The following is a 15,425-nucleotide window of genomic DNA, read 5'->3' on the forward strand; positions in this document are numbered from 1 at the left end:
GCAACGAGCCGCCAGCCGGGTCTGAATCCACCCGGAAGGAGTCGGAGTTCAGCGGATGAGTCCCACTGCCGGGAACCCTCCGTACGGCAGGACGGCAGCGACTCCGAAGCGCAGCTTGCAACTGGCGAGGCGCTTCCCGCACCGGTCCTCTATGGCGCTGGACGTAGGCGTGTCGTTCACCTTCGCCACTGGCGGCCCCGCGTAGCCGCAGCCCTCGCCGCGGTACTCCCAGGGGCACAGCTGCGTGATGATGCGCAAGGGGATGCGGACGCCATCCAGGTCGCACTTCGCAGCCAGGCTGAACTCGATGACGTGCTTGTTCTCCACCGTCTTCTGGTCCACCACGAACTCGTCGTCCGGGAAGGCGTCCAGCGGCGAGGCGGTGGGGTTGATGCCTCCGGGGAAGTTCACCGCATCCAGGTAGCGGACGAAGGTGCGCTTCCGCAGGACGCGCGCGCCCAGCAGATCGTTCAGGTCCCTCGCCATGGCGCCGATGGTGCCGGCGACGTTGGCGAGCGTCAGGGTGGGCCGGGGTAGCCGCCCCATGCCGGACTTGTCGAAGCCCTTCACCTGGATAGCCCAGGGCTCGTACGCCATGCCCTGCCAGACGACGGGCCCGCGGAGGCCGTTGGTGCCCGCGTGGAAGTGGCTGACGCCCCCGCCAGGCAGGTTGGTGGCGTCCAGGACGAAGAGCTCCACGAGGGCCCCTGCGTCCAGCCTTTGGATGTCGCTGGCGATGCTCACCCTGCCTCCTCCTGGAACGTCGCGGTGAAGTCGTAGGCGTTGAAGCCCTTCGCGGTGCGGTGCCACTCCTCGCACACGACGTGCGCCGCCAGCTCGCCCGCGCCGGTGAAGGTGAGCGCGGCCCCGGTGGCTGGCGCCACAGCGAAGGTGACGAGCCCCGAGGCGGAGAGCACGTAGGCGGTCCCCGCCACCTGGGCGACGCCCGCGACGTAGATGGTCGGCGGCGCCGTCCAGTTCGTGGCCGGCACCAGCAGCTCCGGCGTCTCCGGGGACAGCGGTCGCCGCAGGAGCCACTGCGTCCGGGCCCCGTCCCCCGCCCCGAAGGGCTGCACGGCGACGGACCAGGCCGTGTCCGGGGTGACGAACTCGAAGGGCTCGACGCCCGCGCGTGCGCGCAGGAAGGCCTCCAGGGCGTCCGCGTTTAACTTCGCGAGGTTAGAGAACTGGAGGGCCCAGCGCCGCAGGACGGGGTTGAGGCCGTCCCCTGAGCGCTGCGAATAGCCGTCGCCGAACTGCGCCCTGCGCACGCGCGGCGCCGCGTCCGCCTGGGCGCCATAGTCGGGGGTGAAGGGGAAGCGCTCCATGCCTACCGCCTCCCGCCGAGATCCAGCCTGCTCATCCAAGCCATCTTCGGCGGAGGCGTGGACGACGGCCCCAGAGCGGCACTTCTGCCTGGCACCAGTTGGATACCAGGGTTTGTCCGCGCTTTATGTGGCGAGCCCCTGCGATGAGAGTGCGCCTGTCGTAGGTGTTCACCGCGCCCCGCCCTGGTTCGGAGCTGACCCGGGCCAGCGAGCGTAGACAACGAGGCGGGCCACTCCGGCCCGATCGTCGAAAGCTGGTATGAGAGTTGATGGCTGGCTATCGACCAGCATGTCCATTCACTGGAGCATTTGAATGCCTTCGAAGCACTTCCTGACTGCTTGCTCAGTTCTCACGCTCTTGGTCGCACTCCCCACGACTCCGGCACTGGCTGAGCCGTGGTATGGGGATTCCCCCGATCTGGCCTTGCGGAGCTGCCAGCATCTCTATGCCATGGGCGTCCGGCGCTCAGGCGTCTACTTTCTCAAGCCCGATGGCACGCAGGCCCTCACTACGTACTGCGACATGGAGACGCAAGGGGGAGGGTGGGCGATGGTCTACAACAGCGTGCTCGGCACCAACACAACCGACTTCTGGAACATCCCCTATGCGGAGCGCCTGGGCCGCCGCGGCCGACCCAGCTTGGATTCCAACTTCTATGAGGGCAGCCTCTATCTCTACCGCAAGACAGAGTTCACAGATGCTGTCAGGTATATGGATGTCGTCGAGGATCTTCGAGGCAAGACTGCCATCCTTTTCACGGCCCGGACTGATGGGTTCAATTCCAGCACGATGAGGTTCCATGGGCCCCAGCAACTTGGTGGTAGTCTTGCTGTCTACGACAGGCAGTTTTCTTCGGGATGGGCGTCTCCGGATTACGATGGCGATGCTACTTCTCTGGCGCAGTGTTCGCTCAATTACGCGAATGTCACGCAGCATTACTCTGGCTGCTGGGCATATAATCTCGGTGCCGATGCCGAAGCCCCAATTGAGGATGGCAGGGTTGGACCTCATTTGAATAGCTCCGTGGCGGTTGAACTCGGGCTTGTAACCGACGGCACGCAGCACACGCGTGTCCGCCGCATTACGCGCTTCGTGAGGTGGTAGTGCCAACGTAGGGCTCTCGTCAGACGGACGGAGCCCGGCTGTACGCGGCGGGCCACGCTGGTGGCGGATGCGCGGGCGGGCGCGAAGCTGCTCTTCCGCGCGTCGCTGCTGGCCGCGGGCACGAGCCGCGAGGAGGCCTTCCTCGCCGAGGCGCTGGAGCGCGACGCGACCTTCGCGCCCGCGCGAATCCGCCGGGGCGAGCTGCGGCTGACCACGGATGCCCGCGCCGCGCTGGAGGACTTTGAGGCGGTGCTGGCCCTGTCGCCCGCGGACGTGGATGCGCCGCGAGGCGGAGCGCGTGGCCCTTACGCGCAAGGCCGCCACCGCCGTCGTGCGCGCAAGCCGCACGGACGCCGCCCGGCGGCTGCTCGCGGAGTTCTGCGCGCGCACGCCGGAGGATCTGGACGCGCGGCTGGAACTGGCCGGGCTGCACCGCAGGTAGCCGTCGCCGCGGGGCTGTCGCGGGTGCTGAGCGACGTGCCGGTGCGGACCGGCTACCTGGAGGCCCAGGTGGGCGCGTCCTCCCTCACGGGCGCATACGCGCGCCTGGAGGGCGGGGCGCGGCTCCGGCAGAACCTGGGCATCTTCGGCTTTGCGGAGGGCAACGCCCGCGAGCGGATGGCTGGCATGGGCATCCGGTACACGTTCGGCTCGCAGTACAGCAGCCCGCTCCGAAGCATTGGGGCGAGCTGCTGCCCTCACCAAGCAAGCAGTGTCCTCGCAGAAAATCACCAAGAACAAACTGCGAGAATTTGGCACCTAGTGAGTTTCTGGCCCAGCCACGACAGCGCCTGAACTCTTGCGGCCAGCATGGATAATATAGTTCAACGCCATATTGGCAGGCCGGGTCTCAGTATCGCCCCCCCCGACCCCGTGACCATGGCCCCCGCCGGAAATACCGTGCCCACGGTCCAAACGCGGCTCTCCGGGAGTATTGTCGGCACTATGCAGCGTCTGTACCCCATCCGACTCCAAAACAATGCCGCCATGCGAGTGAGAGCCATCGCCAGTCACTTTGAACGGCACCTTAGGCATGGCTGTCGCATAACCCTGAACCGATCCGAGCTGCCGGTTCGCGCCATCCACATCGCGATTTTCCCCATCTCCACTTCCATTCAACCCTCGCACAAAACGCCCACGCAGATCAGGCACACGGAAGTGCTCAAACTTAGCCCCATAGACGTCTTGAATAACGACGGCGAGCTCCGGATATGCCTTTGCACTGTAGAACCCCCCATCACACAGTAGCCAACCATCAGGGGGCGTCGTCCCGGCAAACGCCACGACAGATCCAATCGGAATTGGCGCTGCCTCTCTCTTAACCGGCGGAGCAAGCGCAGGAAAATGATACACAATCTGCCCTTCCTCCGAATCAACCGTAAGCGTTGCGCTCTGCGCGACGCGGAATCCACCCTCAAGCCCCATCTTGCGAGAGCAGACCATATTAACTGCTCTATTCGTAATGGTCCCCCCACGCAGAGCCATTTCTGCCAGAGATCCAGTGCAAGAAAATGCCCCCGCAGGACTCATCTGAAGTCGTTCGAGTCGCACAGAGGAGCCTTGGCTTCCATGACTAAGTGACATGGCAAACGCACCATAGTCTGGGCGCATCGAGTAGCGAACCTGAAGTCCTCGAACTCCAAGCGCCATGCACTGATTAAATGCATCCCACGCCTTGGGATTGATACGTTTGATATTTACCTGCAACTCACTCTTGACGTTCACAAGCTCAGAGTCTTCTCGCGTAAACAGCTTGGCCGTAGCTTCAGCTTCTTCTTTCGAGTAATGGCCGCCCAGCGAGAATGGTCCAAAGCCGACTCCCCCTCCTCCCCCGGCAGCCGCGCTTTGCGAACGACTCTCGCTCTCAAGGATCGCAGCCCGAACGTCCGAGAGCTGAAGCGACGAATTCTTTTCGCTGTAATAGTCGTAGACCCCCTGTCGCAGTATCTCCACACAATAGCTCTGCTCTGCATGAGCCGAACTCGCCATTGTCGTCACAGCGACCATGAGCGCAACACAGTTCACTTGGAGTCGCGTCCGAATCATTGGCGCCCCTCATTATCACTAGAGTGATTCACTTTTTGGGAGCCTTCGCCAGACCAAGCGCTCCGAGTCGACCCGTCCCACTCGCCCCCCGAATCCTCGCCAGCCCAAACCTTGTTTTTGACGCATCCAGCAAGCAAAAGAGCAAGCGCACTCATCAGAATCCACTCCCGACGAAATCGTCGCATTTTGCCTTTCCGAATCAGTACTTCGAGGGGCTCTCGATAAAGATCATCGCCACCGCGACATGGACGTACTGCATCGAAAACTATATCCAGCACAGAGGAGGACATGAGGAGTGCCCTTGAGGGCTGGGTGTTCATGACCCCTGGAGGCAGCCTTTACCCGTCGAGAGAGTAGGCCAATCAGCCACATAGGGTGGTTAGCATCAGCCTACCTCCCCCGGACGAACGTGTACGTCATCCCGCCTGGAGCCATCTCCTCTCGCATCACCTTGCGCACGGCGTCGGCGAGGCGTCGGCCGAGGCGCTCGGCCTCCGCGCGCCCGCCCTCCCCTGACGCGCTCACCTGGGAGGAGCCGTCCGCGTTGACGGTGATGTAGAGGGTCTGGCTCACGTCCCCTCCCCCGAGCGCCTCGTTGGGGACGATGCGGCCAGAGCTGGAGGGGATGAAGAGCTCCGGCCCGAGCTCGCCTACCAGGTGCGCTTGGGACGCGCGGACGGACCCACCGGACGCGTGCGCACCGCCCAGCATGAATCCGTAGGTGCTGCTCATGTCCGCGCCGCCCACCAGGGTGGAGCCGCTGCCGGACGACACCGTGCCGCTGAGGGCGTCCATGCCCAGGTTGACGAGGGCCATGAAGGCCTTCTGCGCCGCGAGCCGCGCCAGGTCCTTCAGGATGCCGTCCACCAGCGACGAGAACTCCAGCCGGCCCGTGGTGACGAAGTTCGCGAAGGCGTCCGCCATGTGCTGCGTGGCCGTGCCGACAATCTCCTTCGTGTAGCTGAAGCCACCGTGCAGCTGGTCCTGGAGGCGCTCCACCTCCTGCCGGTACTGCTCCGCGGTGATGCGCCCCTCGGCGAAGAGCTGCTTCACCATCTCCAGCCGCTTCTGCAGCTCCGCCGTGGGGTTGAGCTGCTTGGCGAGCTGGTCCATTTCCGTCTTCAGCGCTGCCTCGGCCTTCCCTTCCGGCGTCCACATCGCCCGGGCCTTCTTCATGGCCGCTTCGAACTCCGCGGCCTTGAGGCGTCCCGCCTCCAGCTCCTCGCGGAGGACCTTCTGGGCCTGGCTGTACTTCTCCGTGTCCTGGTTGCCCAGCTCGCGGTTGAGGCTCTGGAGCACGCGCGCCCTTTCCTCCTCCGCCTTCTTCACCCGTTCCGTCTCCTCCTTCTGCTTCCGGATGGCCTCCAGCTGAGCGATGGCCGCGTCCGCCCGCGCCCTCATCTTCGGATCCGTCATCGAGCGGTACTCGTCGGAGAGCTGCTTCGCCTCGTCCTTCGTCTTGCCGAGGGTGCGCGCCTCCTCCTCCAGGTTCATCAGCCACTGTTCTTGGCGCTTCAGCAGCTTCTCCCGGGCCTTCTCCTCCTGCTCAGCCTCCTTGAGCGAGGTCTTCGTGTTGGCGGAGTTCTCCTTCGCGGCGGCCGCACCTGCTCTCGCTTCCTCCGACCGTGCCTCCTTCAATCTCTGAAGGCCCTTTTCGATGTCCGCGACGCGTTGCTGCTGGGCCGCAAGGTCCTTCTCAAGAGGGACCAGCTTCTCCTCGATCTGCGGCGCGAACCTGGGGTCTTTTCGGGCACGGGTGAAGTCCTTGGTGTCGGCGAGTCCCCACCGGTAATTCACCGTCATGATCAAGTTCTGCTTTTTCTTCACCTCGTCAGCAAGGCGCGACACCTCGGCTCTGGCATTGGCAAGGTCCTCGCGCGTCAGCTTTTCGTAGACGGCGGACAGCTTGCCGACGCTGTCCACCTCTTCGGTGAGGAGATCCTGATACCGCCCGCCCAACGTCGCCATCTCGGCCTTCGCGATGTTGAGCGCGGTCGCTGCCCGGGCTTGGTCCTGAAGGGCCCGGGTTTCCTTCAGCAGCTCAACGATGATTTGGCTTCCTCGGCTCGCGTTCGACCCGGACTCCTGTGCGAACTGGCGCGTCTTCTCGCGAGCTTCGTCAGCCGCCCGTCCAAGTTCATGAAAGGCCGCCACTGCAAGAGTGAGCGCTCCCGTGATGATTCCGATGGGCCCACCCATGAAATCCAACGCCGCCTTGCCGGCCCGCGCGGCCACGGATGCCCCCTCGATGGCTGCCGCTTCCTTTACCTTCGCCAAGGCCAGCTCCGTGGACGCCAGCGTCGCCTTCTTCGTCGCCGACATCAGGCCGCCCTCAACAGCCGCCGAGGCCTGCAGCGCCGCGTACTTCTTCTCCAACATTGCCTGGGCAGAGCGCAGCGCGGCGATGCGGCTTTCGTCAGCGGACCGGGTGTACTTCGCCTCGGCAAGCGCCGCGTTCGTCGCCGACTCACGCGCCTGGTTGAGCGCTGTGGCCTTCGACACCAGCCCCTTCACCCACTCCTGAGCCCACGCCGCGCCCCGCATTGCGGCCACCACGACCAGTGCCTCCCCAAAGAGCTTCACCGCGTAGGTCGCCGTGTCGAAGTTCTCCGTCAGCGCGCGGATGCCCGGCTCCGCGGCTGAAAGAATGTCGCTACCCACCTCGCCCTGGAGTTCTGAGAAACGCGCCCGGAGCTGGTCCAGGGCGAACTGCGGCGTCGAGGCCATCTTCTGGAAGGCCGCCTCGGTGCGTCCGGCGGAGTCCTGCATGTGCTTCAGCGAAGCCGCGAAGTCTGCGGACGCGGTACCAGTGAGCGTCATCACCGGCAGCAGCGCTTCTACCCCGCCGAAGAGCATGGCCATCTCCTCGGCGCTGCCGTGGGTCTTCTGGTTCACCTCCTCCAGGAAGCCCGCCAGTCCGCGGGCCTTGAGGGCGGTGACGGAGAACTCCAAGCCGAGGGCGTTCGCGAGCTTCGATGCCTCCTGGGACGGCTTCGCGACGGCTGCAATGATGGCGCGCAGTCCCTCCATGGAGGTGGACGTCTGGATGTTGTTCTTCGTCAGCGCGCCTGTGGCCGCGAGCAGCTCCGCGAGGCTGACTCCCGTTTGGGAGGCGATAGGGGCCACCCGACCGATGAAGCGCGAGAGGTCCTCGATGCTCGTCTTCCCGTCCGCCGCGGAGACGAACATCATGTCCGCCGCCTGGGTGACGTTGCGCAGCTGGCTCCCGTAGCTGGCCATGACGCCCGTCAGGCCGTCCGCTGCCGTCCTCACGTCCGTCACGCCGCCGATGGCCAGCTTGTTGGACACGGTGAGCAACTCCGTGGCCTTCGCCGCGTCGCTCGCACCCGCGCTGAGGATTTCGTAGAGCGCCCCGGCCTGGTCCGTGGGCGTCCGGCCGAACTGGTTTCCCAGCTCCTTCACCTTCGCGGTGAGCGAGTCCATCATCCCGAGTTGGTCCTGCTCAAGCACCGTGGACACCTGGGCCATGGCCGTCGAGAAGCGCAGCGCCTCCTCGGTGGCGCTCTTGATGGCAGCCCCCGCCGCCGCGACGCCAAGGAACTGGCCCGCCAGGCTCTTCATCCCGTCCGCGAACTTGCTCACCGGAGGCTCGGCCTTCGCGGCCTCCTCCCGCACCTTGCGGAGGGCGTCCGCTACGCCTTCCTTCTGCTTCCCCATCTCGTCGAAGCGCTTGTTGAGGGACTCCACGTGCGTCAAGAAGCGCGACAGCGCGGACGTGTCCGCGAGCGCTGCCTGGAGCTTCCCAGCCGCCCCTCCGAGGGACATGAGCTGGGCCTCCAGTGCCCCCGTCGCCGTCGCGGTCGCAGTAAAGGCCGTCTGAATCTTCGCGGCCGACTGCTCCAGTACCGAGAGGTGCGAGGTAGCGGACCGGATGTCGGCCAGGGCCTTCGTCGTGTTGCCCAGGCTCCGCGTCGCCTGGGCGAATGCCTTGCTGAGGGCCTCGGTCGCCGTCTCCAAGCCCGTCGTCTTCCGCTCCGTCTTCTCGGCAGCCGCTTCCACGCCACCCAGCGTCGTGACGGCCTCCTTCGCGTCGGAAGTGTCGATGCGGATGCTCAGCTCAGCCAGGTCGAAGCCGCCGGACATGATGATCCTTGGTTGCTGCAGGGGAAGTTGGGAATGACAGGGTCACGCGGGGCACCCTGGCGGACTTGCCCAGTGGCGACGAGCGATGGCTTGTGGTCGGCTTCCGACCATGCGCGCACACCTCGTCCTCATGGGCCTGCTGTCCCTCTCCGCATGCGACCGGCGGGAGAAGGAGATGGAGCAGGCGCGGATCGCCAGCGTCCAACGCGAGAATGAGAAGTACGGAGGCGACGACCTGAGCTGGGAAGCTACAGGCGAGCGCCACACCACGTTTCTGCTTGTGCGGAACTACGGCACGCAAGACCCAGCGCAGATCCGCGAGGCGATGCTGAAGGGCCTCCCAGGCCTTGATGCGGGTAAGGAGGAGATGGAGCGAGACGGGTTTACCCACATCGGCCTTCGAGACCGCGACACTGGCATCGTGATGACCAAGCCGGTGGCGGAGCTTCGCGGCGCAGCAGCTGCGGTCGTAGAAGCCGGCGGTGCACCAGGGCCAGCCGAAGCTGGCGCCCCCGTTCCTTCGTGGGCGACGAAGCCTCCTGCCACCTTCAAGGACGCGAAACAGGCATCCTGCGCCGAGAAGGGCGCGCAGGCCTGCTGCTCGTATATCAGCAGCAAGTGCGTCTACCTTCTCTGCAGAGACACGTCGTTCAAGGCGTGGGGTGAGCAGCACACCAGTTGTAAGTGAATTGGTCTCCACGCGCATCCCGCGGCTGGGCTTCACTTCTTCGAGACTTCGACCAGGAACGCTTCATCCAGCCGTCGGAGCAACTGCACCTCGAAGGGCGTGGGCCTGTTGCCGGAGAGGCGCCCCCAGGACTCCATGTCCGGGAAGGAGATGGGGTTGAGGGTGAAGGCGCCGGCGCCGCGGGCGTTGGACAGATCCGCGAACCACCCCCAGACGTGGGCGAGGGCGTCAGGCAGCGGGGGCGCCTCCAGCAGCTCCGGCGGCGGCTTCCCGGTGGCGCGCTCCACCTGCTCCAGGTGGGCGCGGACGGAGACGCCCTCCGCATCGGTGCGGCTCAGGCGGAATTCGTGGCGGGCGAAGACGAGGAGTCGCTCGCCCTCTCCTCGAAAAAACTCGCGCGGTCCTGCACCGCCTCGTCCACCTGGCGGCGCAGCCAGGGATGGGCGGTGAAGAGGCGCCGGGCGTTGTCCGGCGTGAGAGGCACCGCCGCACCGCCCTCCATGACGCCCGTCCAGGAGGCGGTGCAGGCCACCAGCAGCTCCAGCGCGTCGGCCTCCATGTCCCGGGGCGGCTCCTGCCGAGCGCGGCGGCCGGCGCGCGGCGCGCTGGCGGTGACCTTCTCGATAATGGCGCGCGTGGCCTCGCGGTAGCGGGGCGAGTCCGCACTGGCCACCTCCACCTGCATGCCGGTCGGCTGGCCGGTGATGGGATGGAGGATGTCCACGGCGAGGGTGTCGTGGCGGATGAGGCTGGAGAGGTCGAAGCCGGAGGTGGCGGGGGCGGTGCTCATGCGGGACTCCTGGTGGTGAGGGGAGGAAGGGCTGCGCAGGCCGCGGGCTACGCGTTGCTGCGCTGGTAGAGGATGGAGGCGCCGGACGCGGAGTCGAGCAGCGCCGTGAAGGGCATGGACACCTGGACGGGGCCTTCCTTCGGGTTGTCGAGCTCGCCGCCCGTGTACTTGAGGCGGGGAACCCGGAGGGTGTGGAAGTCCGTCCCGTTGACGTCCTGGAGCACCACCTCCAGCGAGGACTCAGCCTCGTCCAAGAACTTCGCCAGCAAGTCCTGCCCCATGAAGTAGGCGCTGAGGGTGCCGGAGACGCCGAAGCCGCCCTCGTGAATCTCCGTGGCGGAGCGCTGGCCGATGACGCCCTTCGTGGAGCGTCCGTTGGTGATGTCCAGGTCCAGGGACGTGACGTTGGCCACCAGCTGCCCGCCCTCGCGCAGGCTGCCGGTGAAGGCGTCGAAGGGGCTGTTGGTGCCCGGGGGCGTGACGGTGGCCGCGTGCGACGCCGTGGCCATCTGCATGTCCTTGCCCAGCAACGCGAAGGTGCCGGTGATGATCTCCTCGGGCTTGATGGAGAGCTTCAGCGAGTCCACCGCGCAGCCGCGGTAGAGGGCGTACTGGTTGATGTCCGTGAAGGCGCGCTCGAAGGAGAACGTCTTCAGGACGGTGCCGGACTTCAGCAGGCGGCCCACCAGCGCCACGGTGCGCCCGGCGGCGGCCGCGTCGTCCTCCAGCTCCAGGTCCACGGTGAGGGCCAGCGCGGTGACGGCCTCGACGCGCGCGCGGCCGTTGTTGCCCGCTTCCGCGAAGCCGGACACCAGCACCTGGTCCCCAGGCAGGAAGCCATCCGCGAGGAAGCTGCCGGCGGTGCGCATGAAGGCGCCGGTGGCCGCGTCGGCGGAGAGGGAGACGCTGCCGGTGGTGGCCGAAGCCCAGGTGCCGCTGAGGGCGGCCTCCAAGAGGTCATCGAAGGTGCCGAGGGAGAGCTCGACGCCGATGTCCCCGCCGACGCTCACCATGCCGTGGCGCAAGTCGGAGAGGTGCCTGTCGGCGCGAATCTCGTTGGACTGGTAGTTGGCCTTCGAGAGGTTGAGGCCGGTGCTGGTGAAGCGCAGGGCCTTGTAGGTGGTGCTGGCCGCGACGCCGAAGCTGGCCTCGGAGGTGAAGCGCAGCGCGGTGCGCTGGCCGGAAGCGGAAGGCATGGGTTTCTCCTGTCGCGCGAGGCGACGGTGCTACGCGTGGACGAGCCAGAAGACGGAAACGGGACGCATCCACCAGGGCTCCTCGCGGAGGCCGGGCCCGGCGGAGGCGGACAGGATGCGGACGACGGTGGTGCCCGCCTGCAGCGAGGTGCCGCGCGCGAAGCCGTCGCACACGGCCTGGGCGGCGGTGTTGGCGGTCCCGGCGCCCTCGCCCAGGGGGAAGAAGAGGGACACCTGGAAGACGCCCGGGTGGCGCGTCTGCGCGTCCAGGCCCAGGCCGGCAGCGGCCGTGCGCGCGGGCAGATGGTCCACCCGCGCCCAGGGCGTGCCCTCCTTCGGGGCGTAGACAACGTTGGGGAAGGCGATGTTGTCCGCCCCCACCACGGGCGCCAGCACCGCCGTGGCGTGCGCCTCCAGTGCCCGGGGGATGTCCAGGAGGACGGCACTCACTTCGCCGCCTCCTCGAGGATTTCATTCACCTGGGCCAGGGTGGTGCGCACCATCCCCTTCGGGGCCTGCTGGCTCCAGCCGAACTCCAGCCGGCGGGCGTAGGGGAGGTTGTTGGTGATGTAGACGGTCTCGCCCAGTTCCACCCCCTCCAGCTTCGCGCCCTCGCGGGAGACGACGGCGCTGCCGTCCTTGTCCTCCGCGTCCACGGTGCCTGCGGGCCTGTCGCCCAGCCCCACCTGCCAGTTGCCCCGGAAGCGGCCAGTGTCCACCGGGGAGGCGGTGACAACGTTGGCCAGGATGCCCAGCGCCGTCTTGCGCACCACCTCGTTGGCGCGGGCCTCAGTGGCCTTCACGAAGGCCTGCACCTGCGTCGAGAAGCGGGCGCCCTTGCGGATGCGCCTGTCCACCTTCGTCATGCGGACACCCGGAGGTTGAAGAGGATGGGGGTGCCGCCCAGCTGCGTCGGCGGGTCGGTCCGCAGCACGCGCCAGGTGCGGCCCTCCAGTGGCCCCACGGTGTCGCCCGGCGCCGGCACCACCGGCAGGCCGCCGGCCGCGACGAGTACCTTCCGCCGGTCCGCGCGCGTGGTGCCGCCGTCGGTGAGGCTGTCGCCCTCCTTGTCTTGGCCGCTGTCCGCCTGCACCAGCACCTGGACGGGGTACGCCGCGGTGGACGCCACCACCTTCGCCGTGGCCACGTCGTACGTGCCCGGCCCGGCCCGCGTGAGGGTGGCCTGCTGGCCGTAGCGCTTCACCAGCGCCAGCGACTTGGCGGCGAGCCTGTCCGCCTGGGCGCTCATCCGCGCACCGTGGTGTGGACGCGGATGCCGCTGGGGCTGCCCTGGATGAGGGGCCCCAGCAGCGCCAGCACCTGGGAGGGGATGGGCCGGTGCGTCTCCTTCGACGTCTTCAGCGGGCCCACCTGCACGCCCTCGTCCACCACAGGACCGAGGCCAGCCGTCCAGTCCTCGCCCAGCAGTCGGAAGGCGAACTCCGCCACCGCGGACTTCACCCGCCGGGGGACGGCGTCGGCCGCCAGCGGGCACCCGTCCAGCACCACGCCCCGGCGCGGCCAGGCCAGGGCCTGCTCCGCGTCAGCGCGCGCGCCCAGCCACTCGCAGCGGGAGTCCAGGACAGACGTCGCCCACTTCAGATGCCGCTCCTTTGTCTCGGTGTCGGCGGCGGCCCAGGCGTCGTTGTGGCCGCGCGCCGCGTGGTAGGCGTCCGCCTCCACGACGTCGCAGTAGGAGTCGGCGAGCGGGCCGCCGGGAGTGCTGTCGAGTGACATGGGCAGGTCCTCGTGCGCGGACTACTTCGCCGCCTTGCCGGCCTTGGGCGCCTTCTCCTGGGCCTCGGCAGTGGGCGCCTCGGTGGCCGAGGTGCTGGTGCCCTTCCCAGCGCCCTCCGCGCGCGCCAGCCGGGCCTCCAGGTCCTCCCGCGCGCGCCGCGTCGCCTCCAGTTCGGCCTGGAGGTCCTCCATCGCGGTCCGCACGCGCGCCAGGTCCTTCTCGCTCACCGCCGCCTCGCCCGCAGAGGCGCCCTTCCACTGGCTCTCCTCCCACTTCTCCCGGGCCGCCTCGAAGTCCCGCGAGTCGCGCGGGTACGCCGAGTGGTACGTCGCCAGGATGCCGAGCGCGGCCGACGCATCCGCCGGCACCCGCGCCACGCCATCCACGAAATCGAAGCCCGCGAGGACGCACGACTGCCCCGCCCTCGGGCCCACCAGCTTCACTTCCACGACACGAGCAGCCACGGAGTACTCCTAGGGAATGCGGCCAGCGCCCGCCGGCCGCGAGGTTGTGAGGTGCAGCGCCAGGCACGCTGGCCGCGAGGACGCGCAAGGCGCGCCCGGGTCCTGCCCCGCCACTGCTAGTTGGTGACGCCCTTCGCCACGGCGAGCGCGAGGTCGCTGTACACGGCCAGGCCGCAGTAGAACTTCACGCGGGTGATGGACTCGTCCTTCGTCTCGGACTCGCCGATGTTCTTCACCTGGATGCCCATGGCCTTCTTCGCGTGCAGGCCGGCGATGCCCACCCGCTGGCTGCCATCATCCAGGCAGCCAGCGACGATGCTGGTGGACGTCGTGCTGCTGCCCTGCGTCTGGTTGGTGGGCATCCAGTCGTTGCGGAAGACGGGGACGCCCTCGTACTCCAGCACCTCCTCGCCGCTCGGCAGCTTCAGCGTCTCGACGATGCCGGCGCCGCCCTGGCCGCGCAGCAGCGACTTCAGCGAGCGGATGGTGCGGCCGTGCATCATCAGGAAGTCCACCTTCCCGTCCTTCGCCTTCACCGCGTCCAGCAGCTCGTCCAGCATCTCGAAGGAGAGGGCCCCGCCGTTGGCGCCCGCCGTCAGCGTCTGGCCCGAGCTGGCGAGGCCCAGGAGGCCGACGAACTCATCGTTGGCCCCCGTCCCGTTGATGAGGAGGTTGGAGTACTTCCGGCCCACCGCCTTGGCCTTGCCGGCCACCTGCACGGCGAGCTGGTCCGTCGTGTCCGAGTGCGTGGCCTCGATGAAGTTGTCCACCTCGGCGTCGCCGACGATGCGCTTCAGAGGGCTCGTCACCTGGGTGAAGGTGGTGGCCGCCTTGGCGGTGATGGAGCTGCCGACGCCGAGCATCTGCACGTCGCCGAGGACGTTCTCCCGGTTGTAGACGGCCGCGGGGCCCTCGACGGGCTCGAAGGGGAGGACGCCGAAGAAGCGGTCCACCGTGACGATGTTCTCGACGATGCCGGCCACCAGGTCGTTGTTCGACAGCTTGGCGGCCTCGGAAAGGATGACGGAAGGCATGGAAAGGCTTTCTTCCTCGCGTGAGAGGGAAAAGAAGACGAGTGGGCGGACGCGCTACGGCGAGGGCTGGGGAAAGCCCGGTGGACGCGTCTGATTTGGAGGGAGAGTGACTGCGTCCGGGCATCCCGCCCGGTTTGCTTCAGGCCGCATCCCGCGCACCTGAAACGGCTACTTCAACTCGGCCAACCCCTTCGCGATGCGCTGCGTAGAGGAGAGCTTCTCACTGCCGGGCGTCCCGCCCGTTTTGCCCCCCGGCGGCGTCCCGCTGCCGGAGGAACCCGAGCTTTCGAAGGCCCGGGCGAAGTCCGGATTCTTCTTGAGCTCCGCGACGAACTCCCGCGTCGTCACGTAGCCGCCCGACTTGTTGACGCGAGGCTCACCCTTCGCGTCGACAATTCGAGCCAAGAAGTCACCGTCTTCCTCAATCACTTTCACATAACGCTCGACGTAAGGCAACAGCAGCGACGTGCTCCCCTTCGCGTCGGCGATGGCGGCCAGCGCCTCCGCGTGCGCGACGCGCTGGTGGTACGTGGTGCGCATGCGCTCGATGGTGGACTCCTTCTCGGTGAGCGTCTTGGAGTGCCCGGCCTCCAGCTCCGCGCGCTGCTTCTCCCACTCGGCCGCGCCCTCCCTCCCCTTCTGCGCCTCGGCCAGCTGCGCGCGCAACTCGCCCACCTGCTTCTCCGCGTCCTCGGGCGTCTTCCCCAGCTTCTGGTAGCCGGCCACCTGGGTCTTCAGCTCCTTCACCGCGTCGCGCTCCTTCTTCAGCGCGGTGCTGAGGCTGGTGGTGTCCATGCGCTTCGCCAGGTCCGCGTCGAGGAGGTGCTTCGCGCCCTCCCCTTCCCCCTTCGCGTACAGCCCGCGGAACTTCTCCGGGACGATGTCCAGCGTGTCCAACTCCTGCTGCCACTCGAATTCCACGTGTCTGCCTT

At 67.3% G+C, this 15,425-nt stretch carries 16 protein-coding genes and 1 pseudogene; 3 read left to right on the plus strand and 14 right to left on the minus strand.

The window, feature by feature from the left end:
- Positions 1–48: 48 nt before the first annotated feature.
- Both D7Y04_RS40110 and D7Y04_RS40115 read right to left on the minus strand, forming a co-directional pair.
- Complete coding sequence (locus D7Y04_RS40110) at positions 49–744, minus strand: phage minor tail protein L (protein ID WP_121762755.1); 696 nt, start codon at positions 742–744, stop codon at positions 49–51.
- Positions 741–1,328: a phage tail protein gene (locus D7Y04_RS40115; protein ID WP_121762756.1), complete on the minus strand. Its 588-nt coding sequence runs from the start codon at positions 1,326–1,328 to the stop codon at positions 741–743. The genes D7Y04_RS40110 and D7Y04_RS40115 overlap by 4 nt, the downstream gene beginning before the upstream one ends.
- 313 nt (positions 1,329–1,641) lie before the next feature.
- Between D7Y04_RS40115 and D7Y04_RS40120 the strand changes: the two genes are divergently transcribed.
- Entirely contained in the window at positions 1,642–2,433 is a 792-nt protein-coding gene (locus D7Y04_RS40120) for a fibrinogen-like YCDxxxxGGGW domain-containing protein (RefSeq protein WP_121762757.1), read from the plus strand.
- A gap of 45 nt (positions 2,434–2,478) precedes the next feature.
- Positions 2,479–2,872: pseudogene (locus D7Y04_RS46975) on the plus strand (hypothetical protein); the annotation flags it as partial.
- A gap of 320 nt (positions 2,873–3,192) precedes the next feature.
- Here the strand turns inward: D7Y04_RS46975 and D7Y04_RS40135 are convergent.
- Together D7Y04_RS40135 and D7Y04_RS40140 are read right to left on the minus strand one after the other, a co-directional pair.
- Positions 3,193–4,479 (minus strand): tail fiber protein, encoded by a 1,287-nt coding sequence (locus tag D7Y04_RS40135; protein ID WP_121762758.1) that lies wholly within the window; start codon positions 4,477–4,479, stop codon positions 3,193–3,195.
- 390 nt (positions 4,480–4,869) lie between these two features.
- Positions 4,870–8,583: a phage tail tape measure protein gene (locus tag D7Y04_RS40140; RefSeq protein ID WP_121762759.1), complete on the minus strand. Its 3,714-nt coding sequence runs from the start codon at positions 8,581–8,583 to the stop codon at positions 4,870–4,872.
- A gap of 109 nt (positions 8,584–8,692) precedes the next feature.
- On the opposite strand from D7Y04_RS40140, the gene D7Y04_RS40145 reads away from it, so the two are divergent.
- Positions 8,693–9,271, plus strand: coding sequence for a hypothetical protein (locus D7Y04_RS40145; RefSeq protein ID WP_121762760.1), 579 nt, complete (start codon positions 8,693–8,695; stop codon positions 9,269–9,271).
- Positions 9,272–9,303: 32 nt separating this feature from the next.
- Here the strand turns inward: D7Y04_RS40145 and D7Y04_RS40150 are convergent, their stop codons facing one another.
- The 10 genes from D7Y04_RS40150 to D7Y04_RS40195 form a co-directional block, all read right to left on the minus strand.
- A complete protein-coding gene (locus D7Y04_RS40150) occupies positions 9,304–9,558 on the minus strand; it encodes a hypothetical protein (RefSeq protein ID WP_121762761.1) in 255 nt (84 codons plus the stop codon).
- 47 nt (positions 9,559–9,605) lie between these two features.
- Positions 9,606–10,061 (minus strand): hypothetical protein, encoded by a 456-nt coding sequence (locus tag D7Y04_RS40155; protein ID WP_121762762.1) that lies wholly within the window; start codon positions 10,059–10,061, stop codon positions 9,606–9,608.
- A 47-nt stretch (positions 10,062–10,108) separates the two neighbouring features.
- On the minus strand, positions 10,109–11,257 hold the full coding sequence (locus D7Y04_RS40160) for a phage tail tube protein (protein WP_121762763.1): 1,149 nt from the start codon (positions 11,255–11,257) through the stop codon (positions 10,109–10,111).
- Between the two features lie 30 nt (positions 11,258–11,287).
- Positions 11,288–11,707, minus strand: coding sequence for a phage tail terminator-like protein (locus D7Y04_RS40165; protein WP_121762764.1), 420 nt, complete (start codon positions 11,705–11,707; stop codon positions 11,288–11,290).
- Complete coding sequence (locus D7Y04_RS40170) at positions 11,704–12,123, minus strand: HK97 gp10 family phage protein (RefSeq protein WP_121762765.1); 420 nt, start codon at positions 12,121–12,123, stop codon at positions 11,704–11,706. Before D7Y04_RS40170 ends, D7Y04_RS40165 begins: the two co-directional genes overlap by 4 nt.
- The gene (locus D7Y04_RS40175; RefSeq protein WP_121762766.1) at positions 12,120–12,506 is read right to left on the minus strand and encodes a hypothetical protein; all 387 of its coding nucleotides are present in this window, start codon (positions 12,504–12,506) and stop codon (positions 12,120–12,122) included. The genes D7Y04_RS40170 and D7Y04_RS40175 overlap by 4 nt, the downstream gene beginning before the upstream one ends.
- The gene (locus D7Y04_RS40180; RefSeq protein WP_121762767.1) at positions 12,503–12,994 is read right to left on the minus strand and encodes a DnaT-like ssDNA-binding protein; all 492 of its coding nucleotides are present in this window, start codon (positions 12,992–12,994) and stop codon (positions 12,503–12,505) included. Before D7Y04_RS40180 ends, D7Y04_RS40175 begins: the two co-directional genes overlap by 4 nt.
- A gap of 21 nt (positions 12,995–13,015) precedes the next feature.
- Positions 13,016–13,459 (minus strand): hypothetical protein, encoded by a 444-nt coding sequence (locus D7Y04_RS40185; protein WP_147477301.1) that lies wholly within the window; start codon positions 13,457–13,459, stop codon positions 13,016–13,018.
- A 116-nt stretch (positions 13,460–13,575) separates the two neighbouring features.
- The gene (locus tag D7Y04_RS40190; RefSeq protein WP_121762769.1) at positions 13,576–14,493 is read right to left on the minus strand and encodes a major capsid protein; all 918 of its coding nucleotides are present in this window, start codon (positions 14,491–14,493) and stop codon (positions 13,576–13,578) included.
- Between the two features lie 168 nt (positions 14,494–14,661).
- Positions 14,662–15,414 carry a hypothetical protein gene (locus tag D7Y04_RS40195; RefSeq protein WP_121762770.1) on the minus strand — a complete coding sequence of 251 codons (753 nt, stop codon included), beginning with the start codon at positions 15,412–15,414 and terminating at the stop codon, positions 14,662–14,664.
- Positions 15,415–15,425: the final 11 nt, after the last annotated feature.

Source organism: Corallococcus sp. AB038B, from assembly GCF_003668955.1.
Lineage (GTDB): Bacteria > Myxococcota > Myxococcia > Myxococcales > Myxococcaceae > Corallococcus > Corallococcus exiguus.